This window comes from Pseudomonas sp. LjRoot71 (genome assembly GCF_964253255.1).
GTDB lineage: Bacteria > Pseudomonadota > Gammaproteobacteria > Pseudomonadales > Pseudomonadaceae > Aquipseudomonas.
On record NZ_CAXURA020000001.1, the window covers coordinates 3,239,971 to 3,265,827 of the forward strand.

Genomic DNA, 25,857 nt, shown 5'->3' on the forward strand with positions numbered 1-25,857 from the left:
CAATCTCTCAGGCGTCAGCATTGGCGTTGAGCAGGCGCTCGTAGGCGGCCTGGTCGAGCAGGTCGGCTACCGCGCTGGCATTGGCCGGACGGAAACGGAAGAACCAACCCTTGCCCAGGGGGTCTTCGTTGACCAGCTCAGGGCTGGATTCTAGCTCGCCATTGACTTCGACCACCTCACCGTCCAGCGGCATGGCGATATTGCTCGCGGCTTTTACCGATTCCAGCACGGCCACTTCGTCACCCTCGGCGTAGCTTTGGGTTTCCGGCAGCTGGACGAATACCACGTCACCCAGGGCTTCCTGGGCATAGGCGGTGATGCCCACAGTCACCAGGCCATCGGCATCCTGACGCAGCCATTCGTGCTCAACGGTAAAACGCAACTCGCTCATGTGTACTCCTCAAGGATGGTGACTCGCCCTTTCTGCTGGGGGCGATGTGCTGGACGCGCGTACCGGGCACGCGCTAAAGATGGAAAGACCATAGCAAGGGTAGTGCCATTGTTATTTTTATCAATAAAAACAATTACTTATGTATTTTTATCTGAGTTAGTGCTGCATCGAGTGTCGCGATTTCGATACAGGTATATGCGGTTTCTCCAGAGGGCACCGCGCAAAGGCTTTAATGTCGTGGGCTGAATGATTTGTGTCGCTTTCATTACGCTGTATTTAAATCAATACAAGCGTGGTGGTGTACGTGATTGAGCCAGCGCCGAGGCTGTTAGGTGGCTGGATTGCTCTGGCAATGGCGGCCATCCCCTCTGCTCAACCGCCTGGGCTATTCACCCGTCCTATAAAGCGCCATTGAACAGGTCAATGGGCCCGCTGTAGAGCGGCTTTGCAGAGGTGTATTCACTCTTTCGGCTGACAGGGCAAATACCTCTTTCGGGCGCTTATCCCTTGGTTTGTGGCTGGTTAGCGTGATGGCTCTACACGAAATCCGCTTTCCAGGAGAGCCGCATGAGAACAACAACAAGACATGCCATCTTCCAGCCCAGCGTTTTGGCGATTGCCATTGCTGTTGGCTGTGTCGCGCCTGTCCAGGCTATTACATTCAATATTGGTGAGGTCGAAGCGCAGTTCGACTCATCGCTTTCTGTGGGGGCCAGCTGGAGCGTGCGCGGTGCCGATCCCGACTTTATCGGCACGCGCAACGGTGGCAAGGCATCGTCTCAGACCAACGATGACGGCCGCTTGAACTTCAAGAAAGGTGAGACCTTTTCGAAGATCTTCAAAGGTATTCACGACCTTGAATTGAAGTACGGCGATACCGGCGTGTTTATTCGCGGCAAGTACTGGTACGACTTCGAGACCAAGGACGAAAGCCGTCTGCTGTATGACATCGATGACCACAACCGCAAGACGGCGGCACAGGCCGCCGGTGCGGAAATTCTCGATGCCTTCATCTACCACAACTACAACCTGGGCAGCCTGCCGGGCAGTGTGCGGGTCGGCAAGCAAGTGGTCAGCTGGGGTGAGAGCACCTTTATCGGCAACTCGATCAACTCGATCAACCCCGTGGATGCGGCAGCGTTCCGCCGGCCGGGTGCGGAGATCAAGGAGGGGTTGATTCCGGTCAACATGCTCTATGTATCGCAGAGCCTGACCGACACCATAAGCATGGAGGCGTTCTACCAGCTGGAATGGGATCAGACCGTTATCGATAACTGCGGAACGTTCTTCGCGCCCAGCGACACGGCCGCCGATGGCTGTAACGACCGCCTGGTGGTAGCCGGGGCCGATGTTGCGCCAGATGCGTCGAATAACACCGGTGCGCCGGGCAACCCCGTTTTTATTCCGCGTGCGGGTGACCGTGATGCGCGTGACAGCGGTCAGTTTGGTGTTGCGCTGCGCTGGTTTGCCGAGTCGTTGAATGACACGGAGTTCGGCCTGTACGCGATGAATTACCACAGCCGTACCCCGAGCGGCAGCATCATTGTCGGCACCGGGGCGCCGCAGGCTGCCCGCTACTTCCTGGAGTACCCGGAAGACATCCGCCTGTATGGCATCAGCTTCCAGACCAATATTGATGGCACGGCGTTGTCGGGTGAGCTCAGTTACCGGCCAAACATGCCAATCGGCATCAACTCCACGGACATGACCTTTGCATCCCTGCGTCAGGGGTTTTCACCGGTCTTCACCAGTGGTCATGGGCGCAATGTCGTGGGTGAGGAAGTGGCCGGCTATGTACGCAAGCCGGTGACCCAGGCGCAAATCTCGGCGGTGCAGTTTTTCGACCGGGTGCTGGGGGCCAGTCGCCTGACCCTGGTGGGCGAGGTGGGTTACAACCATATCAGCGGTATCACTGATGATGTCGGTGAGCTGCGTTTCGGTCGCGATCCGGTCTATGGCATTGGCCAGCTCAACCCCAATGCGACCTGTACTGCCGGGGTGAACGCGGCCAATCCGGATCAGTGTAATGACGATGGTTTCTTCACCAGCAGCTCCTGGGGCTATCGCATGCGCGCCAGTCTCGACTACAGCAACGTGTTCGCCGGGGTCAACCTCTCGCCAAGCATTGCCTGGTCGCATGACGTCGATGGCCATGGCCCCAACTTCAGCGAGGGCAGCAAGGCGGTGAGCCTGGGCCTGAATGCTGACTACCAGAACACCTATACCGCCAGCCTCAGTTACACCGACTTCTTTGGGGGTGATTACAACACCAACGTCGACCGTGACTTTGTTGCCCTGAGCTTTGGTGTGAACTTCTGATTAACGCAGTGCAAAAGGATCCGTACACCATGAAAAACACAAGAATCCTGCAAACTGGGGCCCTGTTGCTGAGCCTGCTAGCCAGCAGCGTGATGGCCGCGGTCTCTGAACAGGAAGCGGCTCAGCTGGGTGCCAGTCTGACGCCACTGGGCGGGGAAATGGCCGGCAATGCCGATGGCAGTATCCCTGCCTGGGATGGCGGTCTGTCTACTAGTGCAGCGGCTGTCGATGGCAAGGGGTTTCTCGCTGATCCCTATGCCGGTGAACAACCACTTTTCACAATAACTGCAGCCAATGCCGAGCAGTACAAAGACAAGCTGTCAGCCGGCCAGTTGGCCATGTTCAAGCGCTACCCGGAGAGTTACAAGATTCCGGTTTACCCCTCGCATCGAACCACTGCCGTGCCGGCCGCGATTGCCGCTGCCGCCAAGCTCAGTGCGGTCAATACCACGCCCGTAGACGGTGGTAACGGCCTGCAGAACTTCAATGCCAGCCGTTACTACGCCTTCCCCATTCCCAAGACGGGCGTTGAGGTGATCTGGAACCACATCACCCGTTACCGTGGCGGTAACACCCGTCGGGTGGTGACTCAGGCGACGCCGCAGACCAATGGTTCTTACAGCCTGGTCAAGTTCGAGGATGAGGTGGCCTTCCCGGCGGATATGCCCGACCTTGATCCGGCCAAGGGCAGCAATGTCCTGCTGTATTTCAAGCAGCGGGTGACTGCGCCGTCGCGCCTGGCCGGTAACGTACTGCTGGTGCACGAGACCATCGATCAGGTCAAAGAACCGCGTCTGGCGTGGATTTACAACGCCGGTCAACGCCGCGTGCGGCGTGCACCGCAGGTGGCCTACGATGGGCCGGGTACGGCCGCTGACGGCATGCGTACGGCCGATAACTTCGACATGTTCTCCGGGGCGCCTGATCGCTACGACTGGCAACTGGTCGGCAAGAAGGAGATGTATATCCCCTACAACAGCTACAAGCTGGATTCGCCGTCACTGAAGTACGACGACGTGCTCAAGGCCGGGCATATCAATCAGGACCTGACACGTTACGAGCTGCACCGGGTCTGGGAAGTGGTGGCCACGCTGAAGAGCGGTGAGCGGCATATCTATGCCAAGCGCCATATGTATGTCGACGAGGACAGCTGGCAGATAGCGCTGGTTGATCATTACGACGGCCGTGGTCAGCTCTGGCGTGTTGCCGAAGGTCATGCACAGCACTACTACAACCACCAAGTGCCGGGCTACACCCTGGAAGCGCTGTATGACCTGGTGGCCGGTCGTTATTTGGCCCTGGGGATGAAGAACGAAGAAAAATCGTCTTATAACTTCGGCTTCAAGGCTACCGCTGCAGACTACACGCCAGCCGCACTGCGCAGCTCCGGCGTTCGCTAGGCCAATAACCAGCACGTGTTACTGCGCAATTGGGCGGCCTTCGGGCCGCCTTTTTATCGCCCGCCATCACCTGCTGTGATAGAGCTGTGAGCGATAGGCATTGAGGGTTAGCCTGCAATAATCCGGTTCCTGTAAAAACAATAAATCGAGCCGTCATGCACGCATTAGCGCCTTTCCCGCAAAGCGCGGCAGCGTCGTCCTGCGGCAGCGTACAGCGTCCACCGCCTGGGCATATCTTCCGGCTATCTGTGCAACAGCGGCTGCTGGCGCACGACTGTCGCCTGCGTTTGCTGGTTGGTCCGGCCGGCTTTGGTAAAACTGTGTTGTTGGCCGACTGCGCCCGTGAGTGTCCGGCCAATTACCGCCTGCTCTGGCTGACCTGCGCCGGTCAGGGCCTGTGTGCCGAGCAGCTTGCTCAGCAGTTGGGCAAGCTGCTCGACTACCCCGCAGGCCTCAGCAGTAGCGAGCTGCTGGCGACCCTGGCGCAGGAGTCGCGGCAGTTGTGGATCATGCTCAATGACTACCCGGCGCAGCCGAATCACGCCCTCGATGGCTTTCTCAATCAGTTGCTGATGGTCACCCCGCAGGGCATTGGCTGGTGGCTGGGAAGCCGGCGGCGGCCGGCGTGCAACCTTTCGCGTCTGCTGCTGGAAGGCGAGTTGCTCGAACTGGGTGCCAGCGAACTGGTCTTCAGCGAAGAGGACGTGCTGGCCTGGTTGCAGCAAGTGGATCCTAGCCGCAGCACCTGGGCGCACGACCTGCACGAGTCGACCCAGGGCTGGCCGGCGGCCTTGCGCCTGCACCTGTTGGCGGCTCAGGCCGAACCGACTGCGCTGGGCGCGTTGCAGGAAGCTGAGCATGATCAGTTGCTCGCCGAATATGTCGAACGCGAAGTGCTGCAAGGGTTGCCGGATGAGCTGTTGCAGATGCTCCAGCAACTGGCCCAGCTGCCGCGCTTCAATCCCGCGTTGTGTGATCACCTGTTTGGTGTAGGCGAAGGCGCGCAGTGGTTACGTGCGCTGATTGAGCGCGGCGTGTTTATCCAGGAGCTGGAAGCGGCCAAGGGTTGGTATGGGCTGTTCCCGCCGCTGGCTCGTTTGCTTCGGCGGCAGGCGCACCACCTGCCTTGCAGCGCTCTGCATGTGCATGCCAGCCAGTGGTTTGCCGGCCATGGCGATATTCGTGCGGCGGTGGAGCACGCCTTGCTGGCCGGGCAACCGGAGGTGGCGGGGAGTTTTCTTGAGCGTTTTACCGAGGAGCAGGTGCTGCAAGGCCAGGACCTGGCGTTGATCCTGCGTTGGCGCAGCGAGCTGCCGGACAGCCTGCTGTGCAGCACGCCGCGGCTGATTCTGCTCAATGCCTGGGTGTTGCTGTTGGTCGGGCGGCTGGATGAGGCACAAGCCTGCATCAACGAGCTGGCTCGGTTTCAACCGCGCAGTGATGGGCCGCGAACCCGCGAGCTGTTCGCTCACTGGCAAGCCATCCAGGGCATCATTGCCTATGGCCGAGTCTGTGCCGTGGATGCTCGCACTCACCTGCATGATGCCTTGCAGGGGTTGCCGCAAAGCGCGTGGTCGCAGGCGTTGCTGTGTCGTTCGGCGTTGACCCTGGTGGCCATTGGTGAAGGTCAGCTGGAGGTGGCGCATAAGCTCAGTTTTGAAGCCTTGAAGCAGGCGCGCCTGCATGGCAATCCGGTGTTTGAAGCGCTGCTGGAACTGGATCATGCCCTGCTGCTGGAAGCGCGGGGTGAATTTGCCCGCGCTGAAGCCTTGCTGCAGCGGGTGCTGAGCGCAACTGCGCCGACGGCCTTGCGCAACACGCCAGTGCTGGCGCGGCTTGAGTTGCGCCTGGGGCGTTTGCAGCTGCGCCAGGGCCGTGCGGATGAAGCACAGGCAGGGCTGCAACGCGGGCTTGAGCATGCGCTCGCCTGTGGCGATCCCGCGGCGTTCCATGGCTACCTCGGCCTGGCCGAGTTGGCGATGGGGCAGGGCGATATGGCCACAGCCTTTGCTCATCTTGGCCAGGCCGAACGGCAGATGCAGCGTCAGCGCGTCAATGAAACCCTGTACCGCGGTACCCTGTTGCTGGTCAGCAGCCATCTGTGGATTGCTCAGGGTCACTATGCGCGGGCGCGTGTCGCCGCGACGCGGGTACTGGGTTATGAGCAGCGGGTTAAAGGCGTGCTGCCGACACCCAATTTTCCCGAGCTGATCCCACGGTTTCAGGCGTTATTGCTGCAACTGGATCGTGTACAGGGCGAAGATGTGCGCGAGCCTCTGCGGCAGTTGCTGGAGCACGTATCAGCCCAGGGTCGGCAGGCGTTGGTCAGCGACTTGTGGCTGAGCTATGCCGATGCCTGCGCCGCCTGTGACGATAAGGTGGGCGCGGAACAGGCCCGGCAAACCGGCCAGGCGTTGCAGCGGCGTCTGGGGTATCTGCGCCCATGGTTTCGCGTCGTCAGCTCGGTTGATGACGCGCCGAATATTGCATCTGCCGCCAGCGCCAATGCGCTGAGCAGTCGTGAACTGGCGGTACTTGGTTTGATCGCTCAAGGGCTCTCCAACCAGGAAGTCGCCGAGCAGCTGTTTATCTCGCTGCACACGGTCAAGACCCACGCCCGTCGCATCAACGGCAAACTGGGCGTGGCGCGGCGTACTCAGGCGGTGGCCAAGGCCAAGGCGTTGGGCTTTTTCTAGGCGATGTACCTGCTGCGCTCGGACTGCGTAGCGTCCTCATAGCCGCCTCACCGCCGCTAACCCATCCTACAAAAGCGGCCTGCAACATATAGCCTTTGCTAATGCAGTGCCGGGCTGGCGCTGAGTTGGCGCAGGCGCTGGCTGAGGTGCAGGCGCTGCGCCGGGTCATCACAGAGCAGCAGGGCGCGTTCAAGGTCGAAGCGCTCGCCCTGTGGGCAGTCGAGCAACTGGTAGATGTCGGCTCGGGCCAGGTGATCAGGCAGGCTTGGCGGGCCGAGCAGCAGCACGCGCTCGGCATCCAGCAGCGCTGCCATGGGATCGTCGGCCAATTGATGCAGGTAGCGCAGGTTGCGTGACAGGCGCTGCAACATGCTCGGTGCATCGCAGGGCAACAAATGGCTGGCACTCAGCTCGGCGTTGGCACCCTGCTGGCGTTGCAGCAGTTCGCGGCATTCGCGGGTATACAGGCGCCGCCCACTGCACAGGTCCAGCAGGTGGTCTGCGCCAGGCACCCGCAGCAGAAAATGCCCGGGAAAATTGACGCCTTGCAGGGGGATCGCCAAACGCCGGGCCAGTTCCAGGGCGAGCAGGGCCAGCATCAACGGTTGACCGCGGCGCCGTCGCAGCACGCAGTTGAGCAGCGCCGCCTGCGGGCGCAGCGGGTGTTCATCGTCTTCATGAAAGTCCAGCTCACTGAGCCGGCGCAGCAGCGGTTGTGCCAGCTCCTGGGCGGGCAGGTTGGGCAGCCCCTGGCTGACCTGCTGCTGCAGGGTGTCGAGTTGACGCAAGACCTGCTCCGGCTGCAGCTGGGGCTGGTGTTCCACAGCAATCCACACGGCCGCCTCGAACAGCGCGGGCGGTTGTTGCTCCAGGCAGGCAAGGCAGGCAGCGCGTGGGGTCATGGGTCTGCTCCCGGGTGGTTAAGGCTTTGTAGCCAAGCGCAGCGTCTGCGTCCAGTGCCTTGTACGGGCGGCTGTGCAACTGACCACCGGGCGCTTGCCATCGGGGCGACTGCCTATACTGATGGGCAAATCAGTACGGGAGCCACAGCATGTTCGCCATGATGGAAACCGCCCGGCTGGAGTCGCTGCACTTCGCCGAGGATCCGCTGACCGGTCTCAAGGCGATTATCGCCATCCACAATACCCGCCTCGGCCCGGCGCTGGGCGGTTGCCGTTACCTGCACTATGCCAATGAGGCGAGCGCCATCGAGGATGCCCTGCGTCTGGCCAAGGGCATGAGCTACAAGGCTGCATTGGCGGGCCTGCGTCAAGGCGGCGGCAAGGCGGTGATCATCCGTCCCGCGCATGTCGATAATCGCGCTGCCGTGTTCGAAGCCTTCGGCCGCTTTATCGAAACCCTCAATGGCCACTACATCACCGCCATGGACAGCGGCACGTCCAGCGCCGACATGGACTGCATCGCCCAGCACACCCAGCATGTCACCAGCACCACGGCCGAGGGCGACCCATCACCACACACCGCCATGGGGGTATTTACCGGGATTCGTGCCACCGCCCTGGCACGCCTGGGCAGTGACAACCTGGAAGGTTTGCGGGTGGCGATTCAGGGCTTGGGCAATGTCGGTTATGCGCTGGCCGAGCAGTTGCATGCCGCCGGTGCCGAGTTACTGGTCAGTGACCTGGACTCCGCTCGGGTGCAGCGGGCGGTCGAGCAATTGGGCGCACGGCCTGTGGCCAGTGAAGCCTTGCTCGCCACGCCCTGCGACATCCTCGCGCCCTGCGGCCTGGGTGGGGTGTTGAATGCCAGCAGCGTTGCGCAGTTGCGCTGCTCGGCGGTGGCGGGGGCGGCGAACAACCAGCTGGCTAGCGCCGATATCTCCGACAGCCTGCAGGCGCGTGGGATTCTTTACGCCCCGGATTATGTGATCAACGCCGGTGGTCTGATCTACGTGGCGTTGAAGCATCAGGGGGAAAGCCTGGTGGCAATCACCGCGCACCTGACGCAGATCAGCCGACGCCTGACCGAGATTTTCGGCCATGCCCAGGCTGACAAGCGCTCACCGGCACGGGTTGCCGACGCGATTGCCGAGCGGCTGCTGTATGGCTGAACAAGTGCAGCACTGTGTGGGAGGGGCTTTAGCCGCGAGCCTGCGATCACAAACCAGCGATTAAAAACTCGCCGCTAAGGCGCCTCCACGGCGCAGTTGATAGTGGCCAGAAACACAAAACCCCAGCCATGGGCTGGGGTTTTGTTTATCACCGCTCAGGTTACTCGGCGGCAGGCTCGCTCAGCTCACTCAAGGCATCGGGCTGGTTCTTGAATGCCTTGGCGAAGATCTCACGGTTCTTCGCCATATAGATGCCCAGTTCTTCACCCTGGACCTCATTCAACGATGGCACGGCTTTCTGCAGCACCTCGGTGAGCAGCTCGGCCAGTTCGAGCATTTTGTCATGACGGTCGGCTTCGGCTTTATCCATGAACAAACGCTCCAAATCCCGGCTGCTGCGGTACACCACTTCGACGGCCATTCATCACCTCTACGCCTTCACGCTGGTAGGTTGCAGTTAACTGTTTATCTGTACAGTATTGCGAGCATAAAGAACTCGCCGGCATTTGGCCAGCAGCAATTGCCATGCCGGCTAACACCATAGCCGATTATCCAGGCTGCGGCGCTCTGACGCGCCCTTGTGCGTGCCTTGTGGCGCGCAGCGGTCATCTTCTGATGGCTGGTCTTGTTCCTGCATGGTGCAGGCACATTCCGCTGTTGGAGCGGGCCGGCGATGTGGGGAGTGCAAGAATCGTGAAGGACAATCTGGCTGAACGCGCCCGTGAGCGCATGCATGGCCTGGCGGAGTCGCTGGGCAATCTGCTGATGGAGGCATTCCACTACCTGGCGCTGTTCGCCATCGGCGCGATCACGGCCTGGGCGGCAGTGATGGCCTTTCTCGGTATGCTGGAAAAGGGCCACATCACGGTCGATGACATCCTGCTGCTGTTTATCTACCTGGAATTGGCAGCGATGGTGGGGATCTATTTCAAGACCAACCACATGCCGATCCGCTTCATGATCTATGTGGCGATTACCGCGTTGACCCGCCTGATGATTTCCGACATTTCGCACAACCACAAACCCGACATGGGCGTGGTGATGATCTCCGGGGCGATCCTGTTGTTGGCGCTGGCGATTTTTGTGGTGCGTTATGCCTCGTCGCGCTTTCCGGCGGTGCAGGCTGGCGGCGCACGCCGAAAGCGCAACCCGGAGGATGACGCGTCGGAAAGGGACGATATCCAGAGTGACGACTGAGAGGCTGTGGTTCAGTCACTCGCTCATTTGCGCTGTAGGGTGCGCCATGCGCACCGTCATCCAGCTTGGTGGTGCGCACGGCGCACCCTACCGCTGGCTACTGGGCAGCAACCTGTAGGCGCCCGCTTGCTGGCGATCAGCCGGTCAGTCACTCAGCGGCGCAAACAGCGCCTGCAGGTCGTCTTCGCTCAGTTGTAACTGGCTCTGGCTGCCGCCTTTCAGCACGCCACGGGCCAGGTTGGCCTTGGCCTGTTGCAGCTGCTGGATCTTCTCTTCCACGCTGCCACGAGCGATCAGTTTGTAGACGAACACCGGCTTGTCCTGGCCGATGCGATAGGCGCGGTCGCTGGCCTGGGCCTCGGCGGCCGGGTTCCACCAGGGGTCGAAGTGGATCACCGTATCGGCGGCGGTCAGGTTCAGGCCTGCGCCGCCGGCTTTCAGGCTGATCAGAAAGATCGGCAATTCGCCGGCCTGGAATTGCTGCACCGGGGTGCGGCGATCCTGGGTGCTGCCGGTGAGCTTGGCGTAAGGAATATTGCGCGTCTTCAATTCGGCTTCGATCAACGCCAGCATCGAGGTGAACTGCGAGAACAGCAGCACCCGCCGACCTTCGGCAAACAACTCTTCAAGCATGTCCAACAATCCGCTGAGCTTGCCGGAGTCGGCGCTGGTCAGGCTGCTGTCACTTTCCTCACCGAGCAGACGCAGGTCGCAGCACGCCTGGCGCAGGCGCAGCAGAGCCTCGAGAATAACGATTTGGCTGCGTGCCAAACCCTGGCGGGCGATTTCCGCGCGAACCTTCTGGTCCATGGCCAGGCGCAGGGTTTCATAGCGGTCACGCTGCGCCGCGCTGAGTTCGACCCAGTGGGTGATCTCGGTTTTCGGCGGCAGCTCGCTGGCCACCTGTTCCTTGGTACGGCGCAGGACGAAAGGCTTGATCCGCCCGGTGAGGTGCGCCAGGCGCTGCTCGTTGGCGTTTTTTTCGATGGGCGTGCGGTAGTCGCGGGTAAAGCTCTTGCTGTCACCCAGCCAGCCCGGCATGAGGAAATTGAACAGTGACCACAGTTCGCCCAGGTGATTCTCCAGCGGCGTACCGGTCAGGCACAGGCGTTGCCCGGCCTGCAACTGGCCAGCGGCGACGGCGGCCTTGCTGCGTGGGTTCTTGATGTTCTGCGCTTCATCCAGAATCAGCAGGCGATAGCGGTAGGCGCTCAATGCCTTGAGATCACGCGGCAGCAGGGCATAGGTGGTGAGGATAATCTGGTGCTGGTCGATCAACTTGAACAGCGCGCGGCGCTTAGGCCCGTGCAGGGCCAGCACCTTGAGCTGCGGGGTGAAGCGCGCCGCTTCATCCTGCCAGTTGGGAATCAGGCTGGTGGGCATAACGATCAGCGCCGGCTGAGTCAGGCGCCCGGCGTTGAACTCGCAGAGAATATGCCCGAGGGTCTGCAGGGTTTTGCCCAGGCCCATGTCATCGGCCAGCAATCCGCCGATGTCCAGCTCAGCCAGCCCCTGCATCCAGGCCAGGCCTTGCAGTTGGTAGGGGCGCAGCTCGGCGTGCAGCCCCGCTGGCGCGTGCAGGGTGGCGTTGTCCAGCTGTTGCAGGCGTTGGGCGAACTCACGCAGCTGGCCGCCACCTTGCCAGCTGATGGCCGGGCCTTCTTGCAGGTGATTGAGGCGCGCAGCATCCAGGCGCGACAAGCGCAGGCGCTGGCTGGACTCGCCCGGCTCGCGCACAAACAGCTCGCCGAGGGTCGCCAGCAACGGTTTCAGCCGCGCCAGCGGCAGGGCGGCGCGCTTGTGGTTATGCGGCAGGCTGACCAGGATCACTTCGTCATCGTCGCGTTTGCTCAGGGCTTCGCCGTTGAGCAGCCAGGGCTTCTGGCGGATTGCTTGCAGCAGAATCGGCAGCAGGCTGATGCGCTGGCCTTCGACCTCGATACCCAGCTCCAGGTCGAACCAGGTCTGCTCGGGATCTTCCTCAACCTCGGCGTACCAGTCATCGACCTGCGCCAGGTTGTACTGAAAGTCCGGCTGCATGCGAATCTGCCAGCCTTCCTCACGCAGCAGCGGCAGCTGCTCGCGGATAAACAGCAGCCAAGCAGCCTCATTGGGCTGCTCGTAGGCTTCGCCGGCGCTTTCCGGCAGCGCTTCGCTCTGCCGTAGGGCCACTTGCAGGCCGGTTTGCTCCAGGCGCTTGCGCAGTCGGGTTTCACTGCTCAGGTCACGCACGATACGCAGGCTGAGGCCGGGCCCCTGTTTGATCAGCAGATCCTTGCCCTGCTTGCCGGAGGCCAGGTGGCCCTGGTAATCGAAAGCCAGGGCGGCGCGGTGCTGGGTCTGCTCCTGCATGCGGCCCTTGCGCGCATCGAAGTGCACGCGCACCAGGCTGCCGAGGCTCAGCACTGGCGCCGGTTGCACATTCTCCAGGCATTCTTCTCGCACTGGCGGGCTGCTGACGATCAGCGGCGACAGGTCGGTGCCCTGTTCCTGCTGCTGTTGCAGGGTGAGCAGGGCGCTGGCCACGTGTTTGCAGTTAAAACCCACCGGGCAGCTGCAATGGCCGGTCACGCCCCAGCCCTGGCCGTAATGGTGCAGGGTGATGCGTTGCTGATAGGTCTGTGCCCCGGAGCCGCGGCAGCTGGCCAGCAGGGTGCTGTCCTTGAGGCTGAGCAGGCGGCTGCGGCCCTGGGCGGCATAGCCCTGACCGCGCAGCAGGTCGCCATCGCCGAATTCCGCACGCCAGTCTTCCTGGCGCAGATGCAGGATATCGAGGGCCATCAGCGGCACCGGGCAGGCGTGTGAGTGAGTCGTGACATGGGCAGCTTTCTCGAAGGCAGCCGATGATTCTTGCACAGCCTGCGCGGGATTAGCAGGCTGTTTTCAGCTGCTGGGGGCGCAAGTGGCAGGGGCTGATAGGCAGGTATGTGGCAGATTGATGCGGCGGGCGTGGAGTCAGTGCTGTTGCAGGGCGGCGCGGTACTGCCCTGGCGTAGCGCTGAAAGCCTGACGGAAGCGGTTGTTGAAGTGGCTGGCACTGGCAAAACCACAAGCCAGCGCCACCTCGGCCAGAGGCTGGGCCGTGTGTTGCAGCAGGTGCTGGGCTTGGCGCAGGCGCTGCGCCAGCACATAACGATGCGGCGGCAGCCCGAAACTGAGCTGGAACATCCGGGCGAAGTGGTATTCGGAGAGCGCGCACAACCCGGCCAGTTGCCCCAGGCTCAGCGGTGCACTGAGGTTGGCCTGGATAAACTCGCGCACCAGTCGCCGTTGGCTGGGGGCCAGGCCGCCAGTCAGACGCAGCCCTTCGCGGCGGCCGACCTGGGACAGCAGGGCGTGACTGATCAGACCATGGGCCAGGCTGCTGCTCAGCAGGCGTTCGGCGGGCTCCTGCCAGTCCAGCTGGCTGAGCTGCCGAAAGCGCTGGGCCTGCTGCGGGTCATCGAGAAAGGTGCCTTCGCGCAGTTCCAGTTCCCGTGGTTCGCGATCGAGCAGATTGACGGCCGCCAGGGCGAATTGCTCCTGGCTGATATAGAGGTGTGCCAGCTGGATTTCACCGTTGATCACCCAGGCCGACTGATGCCCGGCCGGGAGGATGCACAGCTTGTCCGGTGCGCCTTTGCTGTGCGGGCTTTCGCGGCGGAAGGTGCCCGTGCCGCCGGCCAGGTAACAGGACAGCGTGTGATGGCTGGGGGCCTGGTAGTCGCGTGCGTCATGACGGTTGCTCCATACGGCCGCCGCCAGCCCGTCGCCCAGCTCGGCGCTGCGTTGCAGGCGAGCGTGGGGTGAGCTGTACATGCTCTGAAAAACCTGTAGGTGTTCAAGTTGCGACATACATCCTCCGTCGCTCCATGCTACGCCCGGTATGTCGGCGTGCCAGCCCCCGCCGGCAGAAAAGCGCAAGATTATGCAAGGCGCGGCTATTTGTAGCTGTCGAGAATCTGCTGGTAGCGCGGTTGTTGTTTCAGCGCATTCAGGCCGTTCTGCAAGCGGGTCAGTTGCACGGCATCAGTATCCGGGCTGAAGGCGTAGTACATGGCGCTTTCCTTGAGCACATGCACGGGAGCGAAGTCGGTGCTGTGCATGTCCAGATTCCGGATAAACCAGTAGGCGGTGGTTTCGTCGTAGGCCCACAGGTCGATGCGGCTGTTGTGCAGCAGGTTGGCCAGCTGAATTGCGCTGGCGGAGATATGCAGGTTGTTGTCGCTGATGCCCAGGTTGTTGAGCAGATGATGGCCGACATCATCGCGAATCACGCCGATGCGGTAGGCGCTCAGATCAGCCGGGCGAGCCACGCTCAACTGGCGATCCCGGCGCGCCAGCAGCACGATGCGGCTGGGCATGATCGGCCCGACCCACTTGAATTGCGGGCCGCGTTCATCGGTACGGGCCATGGAAAACAGCAGCACGCCAGGCCCCCTGCGCGCCATCTGGTAGCCGCGCGCCCAGGGCAGTGAGCGAATATCCCGTCGCTCGATGGGCAAGCCGGCGATGGTGGCGGCTTCCAGCAGAATATCCACGGTGATACCGCGGGCGATGCCGCTTTCGGTGTAGTTGTAGGGTGGGAATTCTTCGGTGATGAAGTCCAGTGACTCCCACTTGGCGTCGGCATGTAGCACCGACGGCGTGAGCAAGCAGAGGAAAACCAGCGCAAGCGCGTTGCTCAGGCGAGAAGACATGCGGTGTACCTCAGGCTACAGCGACCGGCAAGGCCGGGTGGCTCAGGCAGTGTGCGGGGTGCGCATGGGTTAGCGACACCTGTTATTGACGCTAGCCTGCCGGGCATAGGCTGTCGACTCGGCACATATACCGCTCTGTATGGTTATCTGCGGGCTTGTGAGTGAATGGCTATTAACTGCCCAAGTGAGCCGTCAGTCCTGCGCGCGCTCGTACCAGCCCTTGCTGTTATTGATCATACGCACCAGCCAGAGCATCACCGGCACTTCGATCAGCACGCCGACCACTGTTGCAAGCGCCGCACCGGAGTTGAAACCGTACAGCGCGATGGCTACCGCCACGGCGAGTTCGAAGAAGTTCGATGCGCCGATCATCGCCGCAGGCCCGGCGATGTCGTGGCGTACCCTGAGCTGGCGGCACATCCAGTAACCGAGTGCGCCGATAAATAGCGTTTGCAACAGAATCGGCACCGCCAGCATGGCGATAATCAACGGCTGTTCGACCAGGGTCTGGCCCTGGAAGGAGAACAGCAGCACCAAGGTGGCCAGCAGGGCGAGGATGGAGAACGGGCCGATCCGCGTTTGCACGGCTTGCAACGCAGCATCACCCCGACGCAGCAAGCGTGCGCGTATCAATTGGGCAATCGCCAGGGGGATGACGATGTACATCACCACCGACAGCAACAGGGTGTCCCACGGCACCGGGATCGACGATACGCCCAGCAGCAGGGCGACGATGGGGGCGAAGGCGAACACCATCACCAGATCGTTGATCGCCACCTGGGTCAGGGTGAAGTTGGCGTTGCCCTTACACAGGTTGCTCCACACGAACACCATTGCGGTACAGGGCGCGGCGCCCAGCAGAATCAGCCCAGCTACATAGCTGTCGATCTGTTCGGCCGGTAGCCAGTCGGCAAATACATGGCGCAGAAACAGCCAGGCCATAAAGGCCATGGTGAAGGGTTTGATCAGCCAGTTGATGCTCAGGGTCACGCCCAGAGCGGCGCGCTGCTGATAAACCTCGCCGATGGCGTCGAAGTCGATCTTCATCAGCATGGGGATGATCATTACCCAGATCAGCAGCCCCACCGGGATATTCACCTGGGCAATTTCAAATGCGCCCACGGCCTGCGCCGCCTCCGGGGCAAACAGACCAAAGAGGATGCCGGCGATAATGCACAGAAACACCCAGAGCGTCAGGTAGCGCTCGAAAAACCCCAGCGGGGCATCTGTGGCTTGCTTGCCGATCACTTCACACGGGCTGGACATTGGGGTTTCCTTACGGTTGAGCGCCCAGTCTAGTGGCGCTCGGGTAATGGTCTATTGATCCAGATCGCCCAGCAGGGTGTCCGCTATTTCATTAACGGTGCTGCGGGCAGTGCGGGTGACGCCGATCAGGGTGGCCGAGGCCGCCCCGGTCCATTCGCCATACCCGACCAGCCACAGCCTGGGTTGTTTGCAGGCGCGGGTGCCGTCCACGGCGATTTTGCCATCGGCTTCCAGCACATTCAGGCCTTGCAGATGATCCAGGGCCGGGCGAAAACCGGTGCACCAGATCACCGCATCCACTGCCGCGCGGCGGCCATCGGCCCACTCCACGCCGTCTGCGGTAAAGCGCTGGAATGGTCGTTCAGCCACCAGCACGCCCCGCTCGCGGGCCGCCCGCACGGGCTCGACCATGACGATATCGCCTAGGCCGCCCACCGGCTGATCGATCACCCGACCGTCCTGTTGGGCCTTCCAGCGTTCGGTGGCGCGCTCGAACAGCACCCGGCCATCCACTTCATCGGGCAAAAAGGCCGGCGGCTCTGGAGTGACCCACCGCGTCTCGGCAACCTGCGAAACCTCGGCGAGAATCTGCGCCCCGGAGTTGCCGCCGCCCACCACCAGCACGCGCTGGCCGGCAAAGGCCTGGGGGTTGCGGTAATGCGCCGAGTGCAGCTGGCGGCCAGTAAATGCTGCCTGGCCTGGGTAGGCCGGAATAAACGGCTTGCTCCAGGTGCCGGTGGCGCTGATCAGGGCGCGACAACGCCATTGCCGGCTACCGGCGTGCACGACGAACAGCTCGCCCTCGCGGGTCACCGTATCAACATGCACCGGCCGCACAACCGGCAGTTGGTAACGCGCCTCGTACTGGGCCAGGTAGTCGATCACTGCATCGCGATGCGGGTAGCCAGGCTCCGGGTTGGGCATCTGCCAGCCGGCGATGGAGCTCCAGGTGGCCGGGGAGAACAGGTGTAGCGAATCCCAGCCCTGCTGCCAGGCGCCGCCGGGTTGTGCCTGATCATCCAGCAGCAGAAACGACAGCTGGGTGCGCCGCAGAAAATAGGCAGTGGCCAGGGCAGCCTGGCCACCACCGATGATCAGGATATCCACGGGGGCTTGCATGGTCATGCCTCTGCTCCTTGTGACGCGTCGTGGAGAGTGGACTATCAGGATATGCGGTTTACAAGATATACGGTTATCAATATATTCGCTAAACCGTATTTGCACGACGCCAACCGCCATGAGCCAGAAAATCCGCGTGCTGTTTCTTTGTGTGGCCAATGCTGCCCGCTCGCAAATGGCTGAAGCGCTGTTACGCCATACCGACCCTGAAGGTTATGAAGTTTTTAGTGCCGGCACCTTGCCTGGAGAGGTCGATCCGCGTGCGCGGCAGGCCCTGGAGCAGTTGGGCGTCAGCACGGAAGGCCTGCACAGCAAGGCGCTGGAGCGTTTCGACGGCCAGCAGTTCGATTATGTGATCACCCTGTGCGACAAGTCCGCTTTCGAGTGCAGCACCTTGCCCGGGGCCGGCGAATACATCGCCTGGGACTTCGAGGATCCCGCCAGCAGTCAGCAGCAGAATGCCTACATGCGTTGCCTGCAGCAGATCCACGAGCGCATCAAGATGTTCGTGCTGGTCAAAAGCAAGGTCAGCCAGCCTACGCAGATGCTCGCTCCGGTGACCCTGTTCAAGTGCCTGGCCGACGATACCCGCGCGCGCATGACTCAGCTGATCGCCCAGGAAGGCGAGCTGTGCGTCTGTGAGCTGACCGCAGCGCTTGAGGAGAGTCAGCCGAAGATCTCCCGCCATCTGGCCCAGCTGCGCAGCAGTGGCCTGCTCCAGGATCGCCGCGCCGGGCAGTGGGTCTACTACCGTCTGCATCCGCAGTTACCGGCCTGGGTCGGGCAGATTCTGGCGCAGGTGCTTCAGGCTGACGACCCGCAACTGGTCGAAGACCGCCTGCGTCTGCACAGCATGCGTGACCGTCCTGATCGCGCTTCATTGTGCGGCTGAGCCATTGTTTTCTGGAGCAAGACCATGACCCCCGAGCTGCCGAATATCGACCCTGAGCTGCTGGACATTCCCACGTCGGACATGCTGGTTCAGCCCCCCGTCACTCATAAGCCCCGCATTCTGCTGCTGTACGGCTCCAACCGCGCGCGCTCCTACAGCCGCCTGCTGACTGAAGAGGCCGCGCGTCTGCTTGAGCAGTTCGGCTCCGAAACCCGCATCTTCAACCCCAGTGGCCTGCCGCTGCCGGACGATGCCCCCGAGGATCACCCCAAGGTGGAGGAGCTGCGCGAACTGGTGCTGTGGAGCGAGGGCATGGTCTGGTGCTCGCCGGAGCGCCATGGCGCGATGACCGGGGTGTTCAAGTCGCAGATCGACTGGATTCCCCTGAGCATGGGCGCGGTACGCCCGACCCAGGGCAAGACCCTGGCGCTGATGCAGGTCAGCGGTGGCTCGCAGTCCTTCAACGCCCTGAACCAGATGCGCGTGCTGGGGCGTTGGATGCGCATGTTCACCATCCCCAACCAGTCCTCGGTGGCCAAGGCCTTTCTCGAATTCGACGAGGCCGGGCGGATGAAGCCCTCGGCCTATTACGACCGGGTGGTGGACGTGATGGAAGAGCTGGTCAAGTTCACCCTGTTGCTGCGTGGCCAGGCGGACTATCTGGTGGACCGTTACTCAGAGCGTAAGGAGTCGGCCGAGCAGCTATCCAAACGGGTCAATCAGGCTTCCATCTAGTTTTCAGGATCCATGCGCATGTCCCATCCCTTTGATGTTCTCTGCATTCCCAATCGCCCCGGCAGGTTGATCTTTACCCCCTGCCCGGGGACCAAAGACAGCAGCCTCGACAGCGCCTTGAGCACCCTGCAACAGGCCGGTGCCGCTGCCGTGCTGACCCTGATGCCCTATGCCGAGCTGGCGCAGAACGGCGCCAGCGAGTTGCCCGCGCTATGTGCCGCGCAAGGTTTGCTCTGGCTACATCTACCCGTGGCCGATGAGCAGGTGCCGCTGGCCGATTTCGACGCCGCCTGGCCAGCGGCCATGGCGCTGATTGCCGAGCTGCTGGCGGCTGACAAGGCCATTGCCATCCACTGCAAAGGCGGCTCCGGGCGTACCGGGCTGGTTGCCGCGCGCATCCTGGTCGACCTGGATATCGCTCGCAGTGAGGCGATCAGCCTGGTGCAGGCGCTGCGGCCGAAAGCCATTCAGCATCCGGCCCATGCGGGCTGGGTCGCCCAGTTCGGTCACTGAGGTGAGCATGCTCAACACCCTGGGCCTGTTTGCCCTCACGGCCCTGGCCGAAATCATCGGTTGCTACCTGCCGTACCTGTGGCTCAAACAGGGCAAAAGCATCTGGTTGCTGGTGCCGGCCGCCGCCGCGCTGGCGCTGTTCGCCTGGCTGCTGACCCTGCACCCAACCGCCGCCGGGCGTGTTTATGCCGCTTACGGCGGGGTCTATGTGGCGATGGCGATTATCTGGCTGTGGCTGGTGGACGGCATTCGCCCGACCCATTGGGACCTGCTGGGCGCGGCGGTGGCCATGCTGGGCATGGCGATCATCATATTTGCGCCGCGCAATATTTAACCCGTTCAACGAGAGAGTCTGTCCATGGCTATCAAAGTAGGTATCAACGGTTTTGGTCGTATCGGTCGTCTGGCGCTGCGCGCGGCCTGGGGCTGGCCGGAGCTGGAGTTTGTGCAGCTTAACGACCCGGCCGGCGATGCGGCGACCCACGCCCATCTGCTCAATTTCGATTCGGTGCACGGCCGCTGGCAGCATGAGGCGAGCAGTGAAGGCGACTGTGTGGTGATCGACGGCAAGCGCATCAAGGTCACGGCCAACAAGGCCATTACCGATACCGACTGGAGCGGTTGCGATCTGGTGATCGAAGCCAGCGGCAAGATGAAAACTGTGGCTGTGTTGCAGGCTTACCTCGACCAAGGCGTCAAACGCGTGGTGGTCTGTGCGCCGGTGAAAGAGCCGGGCGCGCTGAATATCGTCATGGGCGTCAACCAGCAGCTGTTCGACCCGGCCCAGCACCGCATCGTTACGGCGGCGTCTTGTACCACCAACTGCCTGGCCCCGGTGGTCAAGGTGATCCACGAGCACCTCGGCATCCGTCACGGTTCGATCACCACCATCCACGACCTGACCAACACCCAGAGCATTCTCGATACCCCTCACAAGGACCTGCGCCGGGCGCGGGCTTCGGGCATGAGCCTGATCCCCACCAGCACCGGCTCAGCCACGGCGATTGCCGAGATATTCCCCGAGCTGCGCGGCAAGCTCAATGGCCACGCCGTGCGCGTGCCCTTAGCCAACGCCTCGTTGACTGATTGTGTGTTCGAAGTCGAGCGCGCCACCACGGTGGAGGAGGTCAACGCACTGCTGAAAGCTGCCGCTGCTGGCCCGCTTGCCGGGATTCTGGGTTATGAGGAACGTCCGCTGGTATCCATCGACTACCGTACCGACCCGCGCTCGTCGATCATCGATGCGCTGTCGACCATGGTGGTCAATGGCACCCAGGTAAAGCTCTACGCCTGGTACGACAACGAATGGGGCTACGCCAATCGGGCAGTGGAGCTGGCGCGGATGGTCGGCGAGCAATAACTGCGGCCCTCTCCCCCAGCCCCCGCTCTGCGCCCCAGCCCTTCGCAGAACTCAGGGTGCGTTAGCGGGCGAAGCAGTGCTTCGCTTTCCCCGCACCGCAAGCGGGAGAGGGGAGTGTTACGCCTCTCGCTTCATTTCGTGGATTTCTTCAAACCACAGAAATCCGCTCCCTCGCCCCTTTGGGGAGAGGGTTAGGAAGAGGGGCTAAAGACACCACGATTGATCAGGAAATCAGCACATGCACGCTTTATCCCGTCTAGCTCCCGAAGTGCGCCAATACCTGCTGGTCACCGGCAATTACTGGGCCTTTACCCTTACCGACGGTGCGTTGCGCATGTTGGTGGTGCTGCATTTCCATAGCCTGGGTTACACGCCACTGCAAATCGCTGCGCTGTTTTTGTTCTATGAAATTTTCGGCGTGGTCACCAACTTGATTGGCGGCTATCTGGGCGCGCGGCTGGGGCTTAATCGCACCATGAATATCGGCCTGGGCCTGCAGGTGGCGGCCTTGCTGATGCTTACCGTGCCGGCGGCCTGGCTGACCATTGCCTGGGTGATGGGGGCACAAGCCTTATCCGGTATCGCCAAAGACCTGAACAAGATGAGCGCCAAGAGCTCGATCAAGCTGCTGGTGCCGGACAGTCAGCAGGGCACCTTGTACAAGTGGGTGGCGATCCTTACTGGTTCGAAAAACGCGCTGAAGGGCGTGGGCTTCTTTATGGGCGGCGCGCTGCTGGCGTTGTTCGGCTTCACCGGTGCGGTGCTGGCCATGGCCGCTGTGCTGGCGCTGATCTGGCTGGCCAGCCTGTTGCTGTTGAAAAAGGATCTGGGCAAGGCCAAGGCCAAGCCAAAGTTTCGCGACATTCTGTCCAAGAGCCGGGCGATCAATATTCTCTCAGCCGCACGCTTGTTCTTATTCGGCGCCCGCGATGTGTGGTTTGTCGTGGCATTGCCGGTGTACCTGTCCAGCGTGTTTGGCTGGGATTTCTGGCTGGTCGGCGGCTTTCTCGCTGCGTGGGTGATTGGCTACGGCATGGTGCAGTCCTTCGCTCCGGCCATCACTGGCAAGGCCAGCGGCCAGTTGCCGGATGGTCGCGCCGCCTTTGCTTGGGCTGCCGTGCTGGCCGGCTTGCCCGCTGCCATTGCCCTGGGTCTGAGCAGTGACTTGCCGGCGCAGTGGGTCTTACTTGGCGGGCTGATGCTGTTTGGCGCGCTGTTTGCGGTGAACTCCTCGCTACACAGCTACCTGATCGTCAGCTACGCCAAGGCAGACGGCGTGTCGCTGGATGTCGGCTTCTATTACATGTCCAACGCGCTTGGCCGGTTGATCGGCACGCTGCTCTCGGGTTGGGTCTATCAGGCTTATGGGCTGGAAGCATGTCTGTGGGTGTCCTCGGTTTTTGTTCTGCTGGCGGCGCTGATTTCCATCGGTTTGCCGCGGCATTCAAGGGATGCTGGCGGGTAGGTTGGGTTGAGGCGCGCAGCGCAGAAGCCCAAAGGTGCGTGCCAATTTCTGTTTGGCTTCGCTGCGCTCAACGCCAACCTACCCCGGCCATAGCACTCAATGGGTATCGCCATTTTTAACGTCGTGCAGCGACGGCCCGCAGGCTGGCCACCAAGGATGGCAGGTCATAAAAAATTGTCAGGATCAATTTTTAACGTCGCATCGCGACGGCCCGCAGGGTGGCCGCCAGGGATGGCAGGCCATAAAACCGCAAGTTTGTGCAAGAGCGCCAGGACCGATCAGGCGCAGACTCTCAACCATCTACCGGGAGTCTGTTGATGAACCTGTCGCTCTATCTGTTGACCGTACTGATCTGGGGCACCACCTGGATTGCCCTCAAGCTGCAACTGGGCGAGGTGGCGATTGCCGCGTCCATCGCCTATCGCTTTGCCCTGGCCGCTGCGGTGCTGTTCGCCGTCCTGCTGCTTAGCGGCCGCCTGCAGAAGCTCGATAAGCGCGGCCAGCTGATCTGCCTGGCGCAGGGGCTGTGCCTGTTCTGCATCAACTTTATGTGCTTCTACACCGCCAGCCAGTGGATCCCTAGCGGCCTGGTGGCGGTGATTTTCTCCACTGCAACGCTGTGGAATGCAATCAATGCGCGGCTGTTCTTCAAGCAGCGGATCGCCGCCAATGTGCTGGCCGGTGGTGCGCTGGGTCTTGGTGGTCTGGCGCTGTTGTTCTGGCCGGAGCTGGCCGGGCAGGAAGCCAGCCATGAAACCCTGCTGGGCATCGGCCTGGCACTGCTCGGTACGCTGTGCTTCTCCGCCGGCAACATGCTCTCCAGCCTGCAGCAGAAGGCCGGCCTAAAACCGCTGACCACCAACGCCTGGGGCATGCTGTATGGCGCGTTGATGCTGGTAGCGATCTGTCTGGTCAGTGGTACGCCGTTCGGCTTCGAGTGGAACACGCGCTATATCGGCACCTTGCTGTACCTGGCGATTCCCGGCTCGGTGATCGGCTTTACCGCTTACCTGACCCTGGTCGGGCGCATGGGGCCGGAGCGAGCGGCCTACTGCACCGTGCTGTTCCCGGTGGTGGCGCTGAATATCTCGGTGTTTGCCGAGGGTTACCAGTGGACGGCCCCGGCGCTGTTCGGTCTGCTGCTGGTGATGCTGGGTAACGTGCTGGTGTTTCGTAAGCCCAAGGCTGCGCCACTGTTGGCGACACGCGAGGCGTAGTGTGTGGAGATTGATGTGGGAGGGGCTTTAGCCGCGACTCAGGCGATAACGCTGTCGCGGCTAAAGCCCCTCCTACAAAAGCGTTCAGAATAATCCCAACTGCCCGCCGATCAGCGTGGTGAAGTCATCGTCGACAAACGGCAGGATGGCGTCGGCCACCGGTTGCAGTTGGCGGGTCAGGTAGTGGTCGTAGTCGATGGCGGCGCTGCGGGCTTCCAGCGGTTGCGGGCCAGCGCTGGTGATCAGGTAGCTGATCCAGCCGCCGCGCTGGTATTGCAGCGGGCGGCCGTGGGCGGCGTTGTACTCGTCGGCCAGGCGTGCGGCGCGCACATGGGGCGGTACATTGCGTTCGTAGTCGCTGAGTGTGCGGCGCAAGCGTTTGCGGTAGACCAGTAACTCGTCCTGCTCGCCATTCAGGGTACGCGCTACATAATCACGCACATAATCCTGATAGGGCTGGCCTAGGAAGATGCGCTCGTACAGTTCGCGCTGAAACTGCTGGGCTAGCGGCGACCAGTCGCTGCGCACGGTTTCCAGGCCCTTGAACACCATCTCATGGCTGCCGTCGCTGCGCTGTATCAGGCCGGCATAGCGCTTTTTACTGCCTTCTTCAGTGCCTCTGATGGTCGGCATCAGAAAACGCCGGTAATGGGTTTCGAATTGCAGTTCCAGTGCGCTTTCCAGGCCGTACTCCGCACGTAGATGTTCGCGCCACCAAGCGTTGACCCTGGCCACCAGATTGTGGCCGATCTGCGCCGCCTCGTCTTCGCCATGGGGTCGTTTGAGCCAGACGAAGGTGGAGTCGGTATCGCCGTAGATCACCGCATGGCCTTCGGCTTCGATCAGCGCACGGGTGCGGGCCATGATTTCGTGGCCGCGCAGGGTGATGGAGGAGGCCAGGCGTGTATCGAAAAAGCGGCAGCCGCTGGAGCCGAGCACGCCGTAGAAGGCGTTCATGATGATCTTCAGCGCCTGCGACAGCGGTGCGTTGTGTTCACGCTTGGCCGCTTCACGGCTCTGCCAGACGCGCTCGACGATGGCCGGCAGGCAATGCTGGCTACGGGAGAAGCGCGCCCCACGAAAACCGGGCACCGAGTGCGCGTCGTCGGGCTGGCGCAGGCCTTCGATCAGCCCCACCGGGTCGATCAGAAAGCTGCGGATAATCGACGGGTACAGGCTCTTGTAGTCGAGCACCAGCACCGATTCATACAGCCCTGGCTGCGACTCCATGACAAAGCCGCCGGGGCTGGCTTGCGGTGGGTTGTCACCCAGGTTCGGTGCAACAAAGCCGCGGCGGTGCATCAGCGGCATATACAGGTGTTCGAAGGCCGCCACCGAGCCGCCGTTGCGGTCAGCCGGCAGGCCGGTGACGGTGGCGCGCTCCAGCAGGAAGTCGAGGATGCCGGTTTTGCCGAAGATGCGCGTGACCAGCTCGCAGTCGCGCAGGTTGTAGCGCGCCAGGGCCGGTTTGTCCTCGCGGAACATGCGGTCGATCTCGTCCATGCGTTGGTAGGGCGTGGAAATATCCTTGCCTTCGCCGAGCAGGGTCTGCGCGACGTTTTCCAGGCTGAGCGAGGGGAAGCTCCAGGTCGCCGAACGCAGCGCCTCGATGCCGTCGATAATCAGCCGGCCGGCGGCATCGGCGAAAAAGTGGCCGTTGCCGCTGCCGTGTTCGCGCCACTGCATCTCGCTGCCATCGCGACCCAGGCGCAGGGGAATGGCCAGGTTACGTGCGTGCTCGTGCAGCACGCGCAGGTCGAACTGCACCAGGTTCCAGCCGATAATCGCGTCCGGGTCGTGCTGCTCCACCCACCGATTCAGGCATTCGAGCAACTGGCCCCGGCTGTCGCAGTATTCCAGTTGAAAGTCCACCTGCGGCGGCTGTTCCGGCGTGCGTCCGAGCATATACACGTTGCGCTGGCCACAGCCTTCGATAGCAATCGAGTACAGCTCGCCAAAGGCATTGGTTTCGATATCCAGCGAGGCCAGTTTGAGCGTGGGCCGGTAGTCGCTGCAGGGTTTGATCTGCGCTTCCAGCAGCAAGCCATCTGCATGTGCAGTGCCTGCAAACAGCACCGGTGCGGTGATAAAGCGCTCCATCAGGTAACGCTCCGGCGGGCGCACATCGGCCTCGTACACCTCGATGCCGGCGCGGCGCAGCAGTTTGCTGAGATCGATCAGTTGATGATGCTGCTGGCAATACAGTCCCAGCACGGGGCGCTGATGAAAGTCTTTAAGGTCCAGCGGCCGCAGCTCGACGCCACGTTCGTTGTTCAGCAGGGCCTCGGCCTGTTCGCGTTGCGCGGCCGGGATAAACGCCACCGAAGTTTGCAGCGGTAGGCGCAGCAGACGCGGGCCGTTGTCGGTGGCCAGCCAGAACTCCACCTGCGTGCCAGCCGGCGTATCACGCCAGTGCCGGGTCAGCAGAAAGCCCTGTTGTAAGTCCACCGGTATCGCCCTGACTTGCCTGAGTGTGTAGGGTGCGCCATGCGCACCAGTATCGGTTATTTGCAGTGGTGCGCACGGCGCACCCTACC

At 62.0% G+C, this 25,857-nt stretch carries 20 protein-coding genes and 2 pseudogenes; 13 read left to right on the plus strand and 9 right to left on the minus strand.

Features of this window, described 5'->3' with window-relative positions; translation table 11 throughout:
• Positions 1-7 precede the first annotated feature (7 nt).
• The gene (gene gcvH / locus ACSQ17_RS15175) at positions 8-391 is read right to left on the minus strand and encodes a glycine cleavage system protein GcvH (protein WP_436069489.1); all 384 of its coding nucleotides are present in this window, start codon (positions 389-391) and stop codon (positions 8-10) included.
• Between the two features lie 567 nt (positions 392-958).
• Here gcvH and ACSQ17_RS15180 point away from each other — a divergent pair.
• From ACSQ17_RS15180 to ACSQ17_RS15195, 4 genes and pseudogenes are all read left to right on the plus strand, one after another.
• Positions 959-2,710 (plus strand): DUF1302 domain-containing protein, encoded by a 1,752-nt coding sequence (locus ACSQ17_RS15180; RefSeq protein WP_436069490.1) that lies wholly within the window; start codon positions 959-961, stop codon positions 2,708-2,710.
• A gap of 29 nt (positions 2,711-2,739) precedes the next feature.
• Positions 2,740-4,110: a DUF1329 domain-containing protein gene (locus ACSQ17_RS15185; protein ID WP_436069491.1), complete on the plus strand. Its 1,371-nt coding sequence runs from the start codon at positions 2,740-2,742 to the stop codon at positions 4,108-4,110.
• A gap of 926 nt (positions 4,111-5,036) precedes the next feature.
• Positions 5,037-6,470 (plus strand): annotated as a pseudogene (locus ACSQ17_RS15190) (hypothetical protein); the annotation flags it as partial.
• 150 nt (positions 6,471-6,620) lie between these two features.
• Positions 6,621-6,806 (plus strand): annotated as a pseudogene (locus ACSQ17_RS15195) (response regulator transcription factor); the annotation flags it as partial.
• Between the two features lie 98 nt (positions 6,807-6,904).
• Here ACSQ17_RS15195 and ACSQ17_RS15200 read toward each other — a convergent pair.
• On the minus strand, positions 6,905-7,708 hold the full coding sequence (locus tag ACSQ17_RS15200) for a SirB1 family protein (RefSeq protein ID WP_436069492.1): 804 nt from the start codon (positions 7,706-7,708) through the stop codon (positions 6,905-6,907).
• A gap of 149 nt (positions 7,709-7,857) precedes the next feature.
• Between ACSQ17_RS15200 and ACSQ17_RS15205 the strand changes: the two genes are divergently transcribed.
• Complete coding sequence (locus ACSQ17_RS15205) at positions 7,858-8,877, plus strand: Leu/Phe/Val dehydrogenase (RefSeq protein WP_436069493.1); 1,020 nt, start codon at positions 7,858-7,860, stop codon at positions 8,875-8,877.
• A gap of 160 nt (positions 8,878-9,037) precedes the next feature.
• Here ACSQ17_RS15205 and ACSQ17_RS15210 read toward each other — a convergent pair whose 3' ends face one another.
• Positions 9,038-9,298 carry a YebG family protein gene (locus tag ACSQ17_RS15210; RefSeq protein ID WP_436069494.1) on the minus strand — a complete coding sequence of 87 codons (261 nt, stop codon included), beginning with the start codon at positions 9,296-9,298 and terminating at the stop codon, positions 9,038-9,040.
• A 308-nt stretch (positions 9,299-9,606) separates the two neighbouring features.
• On the opposite strand from ACSQ17_RS15210, the gene ACSQ17_RS15215 reads away from it, so the two are divergent.
• Positions 9,607-10,074: a phosphate-starvation-inducible protein PsiE gene (locus ACSQ17_RS15215; protein WP_436070493.1), complete on the plus strand. Its 468-nt coding sequence runs from the start codon at positions 9,607-9,609 to the stop codon at positions 10,072-10,074.
• A 144-nt stretch (positions 10,075-10,218) separates the two neighbouring features.
• Here the strand turns inward: ACSQ17_RS15215 and ACSQ17_RS15220 are convergent, their stop codons facing one another.
• The 5 genes from ACSQ17_RS15220 to ACSQ17_RS15240 form a co-directional block, all read right to left on the minus strand.
• A complete protein-coding gene (locus ACSQ17_RS15220; RefSeq protein WP_436069495.1) occupies positions 10,219-12,855 on the minus strand; it encodes a DEAD/DEAH box helicase in 2,637 nt (878 codons plus the stop codon).
• Positions 12,856-13,029: 174 nt separating this feature from the next.
• Entirely contained in the window at positions 13,030-13,908 is an 879-nt protein-coding gene (locus ACSQ17_RS15225) for a helix-turn-helix domain-containing protein (RefSeq protein ID WP_436069496.1), read from the minus strand.
• An 86-nt stretch (positions 13,909-13,994) separates the two neighbouring features.
• Positions 13,995-14,753, minus strand: coding sequence for a substrate-binding periplasmic protein (locus ACSQ17_RS15230; RefSeq protein WP_436069497.1), 759 nt, complete (start codon positions 14,751-14,753; stop codon positions 13,995-13,997).
• Between the two features lie 192 nt (positions 14,754-14,945).
• Complete coding sequence (gene arsB, locus ACSQ17_RS15235) at positions 14,946-16,019, minus strand: ACR3 family arsenite efflux transporter (RefSeq protein WP_436069498.1); 1,074 nt, start codon at positions 16,017-16,019, stop codon at positions 14,946-14,948.
• A gap of 51 nt (positions 16,020-16,070) precedes the next feature.
• Positions 16,071-17,138, minus strand: coding sequence for an ArsO family NAD(P)H-dependent flavin-containing monooxygenase (locus tag ACSQ17_RS15240; RefSeq protein ID WP_436070494.1), 1,068 nt, complete (start codon positions 17,136-17,138; stop codon positions 16,071-16,073).
• A 118-nt stretch (positions 17,139-17,256) separates the two neighbouring features.
• Between ACSQ17_RS15240 and ACSQ17_RS15245 the strand changes: the two genes are divergently transcribed.
• The 7 genes from ACSQ17_RS15245 (at position 17,257) to ACSQ17_RS15275 (ending at position 23,320) form a co-directional block, all read left to right on the plus strand.
• Positions 17,257-18,030 carry a metalloregulator ArsR/SmtB family transcription factor gene (locus ACSQ17_RS15245; protein ID WP_436069499.1) on the plus strand — a complete coding sequence of 258 codons (774 nt, stop codon included), beginning with the start codon at positions 17,257-17,259 and terminating at the stop codon, positions 18,028-18,030.
• Between the two features lie 24 nt (positions 18,031-18,054).
• Positions 18,055-18,765, plus strand: a complete 711-nt coding sequence (gene arsH, locus ACSQ17_RS15250) for an arsenical resistance protein ArsH (RefSeq protein ID WP_436069500.1) — start codon at positions 18,055-18,057, stop codon at positions 18,763-18,765.
• An 18-nt stretch (positions 18,766-18,783) separates the two neighbouring features.
• A complete protein-coding gene (locus tag ACSQ17_RS15255) occupies positions 18,784-19,278 on the plus strand; it encodes a phosphatase domain-containing putative toxin (RefSeq protein WP_436069501.1) in 495 nt (164 codons plus the stop codon).
• Positions 19,279-19,285: 7 nt separating this feature from the next.
• Complete coding sequence (locus tag ACSQ17_RS15260) at positions 19,286-19,612, plus strand: YnfA family protein (RefSeq protein ID WP_436069502.1); 327 nt, start codon at positions 19,286-19,288, stop codon at positions 19,610-19,612.
• Between the two features lie 24 nt (positions 19,613-19,636).
• Positions 19,637-20,638, plus strand: a complete 1,002-nt coding sequence (locus tag ACSQ17_RS15265) for an ArsJ-associated glyceraldehyde-3-phosphate dehydrogenase (RefSeq protein WP_436069503.1) — start codon at positions 19,637-19,639, stop codon at positions 20,636-20,638.
• Between the two features lie 238 nt (positions 20,639-20,876).
• A complete protein-coding gene (gene arsJ, locus ACSQ17_RS15270) occupies positions 20,877-22,103 on the plus strand; it encodes an organoarsenical effux MFS transporter ArsJ (protein WP_436069504.1) in 1,227 nt (408 codons plus the stop codon).
• Positions 22,104-22,420: 317 nt separating this feature from the next.
• Positions 22,421-23,320: a DMT family transporter gene (locus ACSQ17_RS15275; protein ID WP_436069505.1), complete on the plus strand. Its 900-nt coding sequence runs from the start codon at positions 22,421-22,423 to the stop codon at positions 23,318-23,320.
• Positions 23,321-23,404: 84 nt separating this feature from the next.
• Here ACSQ17_RS15275 and ACSQ17_RS15280 read toward each other — a convergent pair whose 3' ends face one another.
• Positions 23,405-25,768, minus strand: a complete 2,364-nt coding sequence (locus tag ACSQ17_RS15280) for a DNA polymerase II (protein WP_436069506.1) — start codon at positions 25,766-25,768, stop codon at positions 23,405-23,407.
• Positions 25,769-25,857 lie beyond the last annotated feature (89 nt).

Excerpts from the sequence above, each read along its gene's own strand:
- arsH (WP_436069500.1), top strand. The coding sequence starts at position 18,055 with ATGACCCCCGAGCTGCCGAATATCGACCCTGAGCTGCTGGACATTCCC.
- ACSQ17_RS15240 (WP_436070494.1), bottom strand. The coding sequence starts at position 17,138 with ATGCAAGCCCCCGTGGATATCCTGATCATCGGTGGTGGCCAGGCTGCC.
- ACSQ17_RS15185 (WP_436069491.1), top strand. The coding sequence starts at position 2,740 with ATGAAAAACACAAGAATCCTGCAAACTGGGGCCCTGTTGCTGAGCCTG.
- ACSQ17_RS15275 (WP_436069505.1), top strand. The coding sequence starts at position 22,421 with ATGAACCTGTCGCTCTATCTGTTGACCGTACTGATCTGGGGCACCACC.
- arsB (WP_436069498.1), bottom strand. The coding sequence starts at position 16,019 with ATGTCCAGCCCGTGTGAAGTGATCGGCAAGCAAGCCACAGATGCCCCG.
- ACSQ17_RS15230 (WP_436069497.1), bottom strand. The coding sequence starts at position 14,753 with ATGTCTTCTCGCCTGAGCAACGCGCTTGCGCTGGTTTTCCTCTGCTTG.
- ACSQ17_RS15260 (WP_436069502.1), top strand. The coding sequence starts at position 19,286 with ATGCTCAACACCCTGGGCCTGTTTGCCCTCACGGCCCTGGCCGAAATC.
- ACSQ17_RS15265 (WP_436069503.1), top strand. The coding sequence starts at position 19,637 with ATGGCTATCAAAGTAGGTATCAACGGTTTTGGTCGTATCGGTCGTCTG.
- ACSQ17_RS15220 (WP_436069495.1), bottom strand. The coding sequence starts at position 12,855 with ATGGCCCTCGATATCCTGCATCTGCGCCAGGAAGACTGGCGTGCGGAA.
- ACSQ17_RS15210 (WP_436069494.1), bottom strand. The coding sequence starts at position 9,298 with ATGGCCGTCGAAGTGGTGTACCGCAGCAGCCGGGATTTGGAGCGTTTG.
- ACSQ17_RS15205 (WP_436069493.1), top strand. The coding sequence starts at position 7,858 with ATGTTCGCCATGATGGAAACCGCCCGGCTGGAGTCGCTGCACTTCGCC.
- ACSQ17_RS15180 (WP_436069490.1), top strand. The coding sequence starts at position 959 with ATGAGAACAACAACAAGACATGCCATCTTCCAGCCCAGCGTTTTGGCG.
- ACSQ17_RS15215 (WP_436070493.1), top strand. The coding sequence starts at position 9,607 with ATGCATGGCCTGGCGGAGTCGCTGGGCAATCTGCTGATGGAGGCATTC.
- arsJ (WP_436069504.1), top strand. The coding sequence starts at position 20,877 with ATGCACGCTTTATCCCGTCTAGCTCCCGAAGTGCGCCAATACCTGCTG.
- gcvH (WP_436069489.1), bottom strand. The coding sequence starts at position 391 with ATGAGCGAGTTGCGTTTTACCGTTGAGCACGAATGGCTGCGTCAGGAT.
- ACSQ17_RS15200 (WP_436069492.1), bottom strand. The coding sequence starts at position 7,708 with ATGACCCCACGCGCTGCCTGCCTTGCCTGCCTGGAGCAACAACCGCCC.
- ACSQ17_RS15245 (WP_436069499.1), top strand. The coding sequence starts at position 17,257 with ATGAGCCAGAAAATCCGCGTGCTGTTTCTTTGTGTGGCCAATGCTGCC.
- ACSQ17_RS15225 (WP_436069496.1), bottom strand. The coding sequence starts at position 13,908 with ATGTCGCAACTTGAACACCTACAGGTTTTTCAGAGCATGTACAGCTCA.
- ACSQ17_RS15255 (WP_436069501.1), top strand. The coding sequence starts at position 18,784 with ATGTCCCATCCCTTTGATGTTCTCTGCATTCCCAATCGCCCCGGCAGG.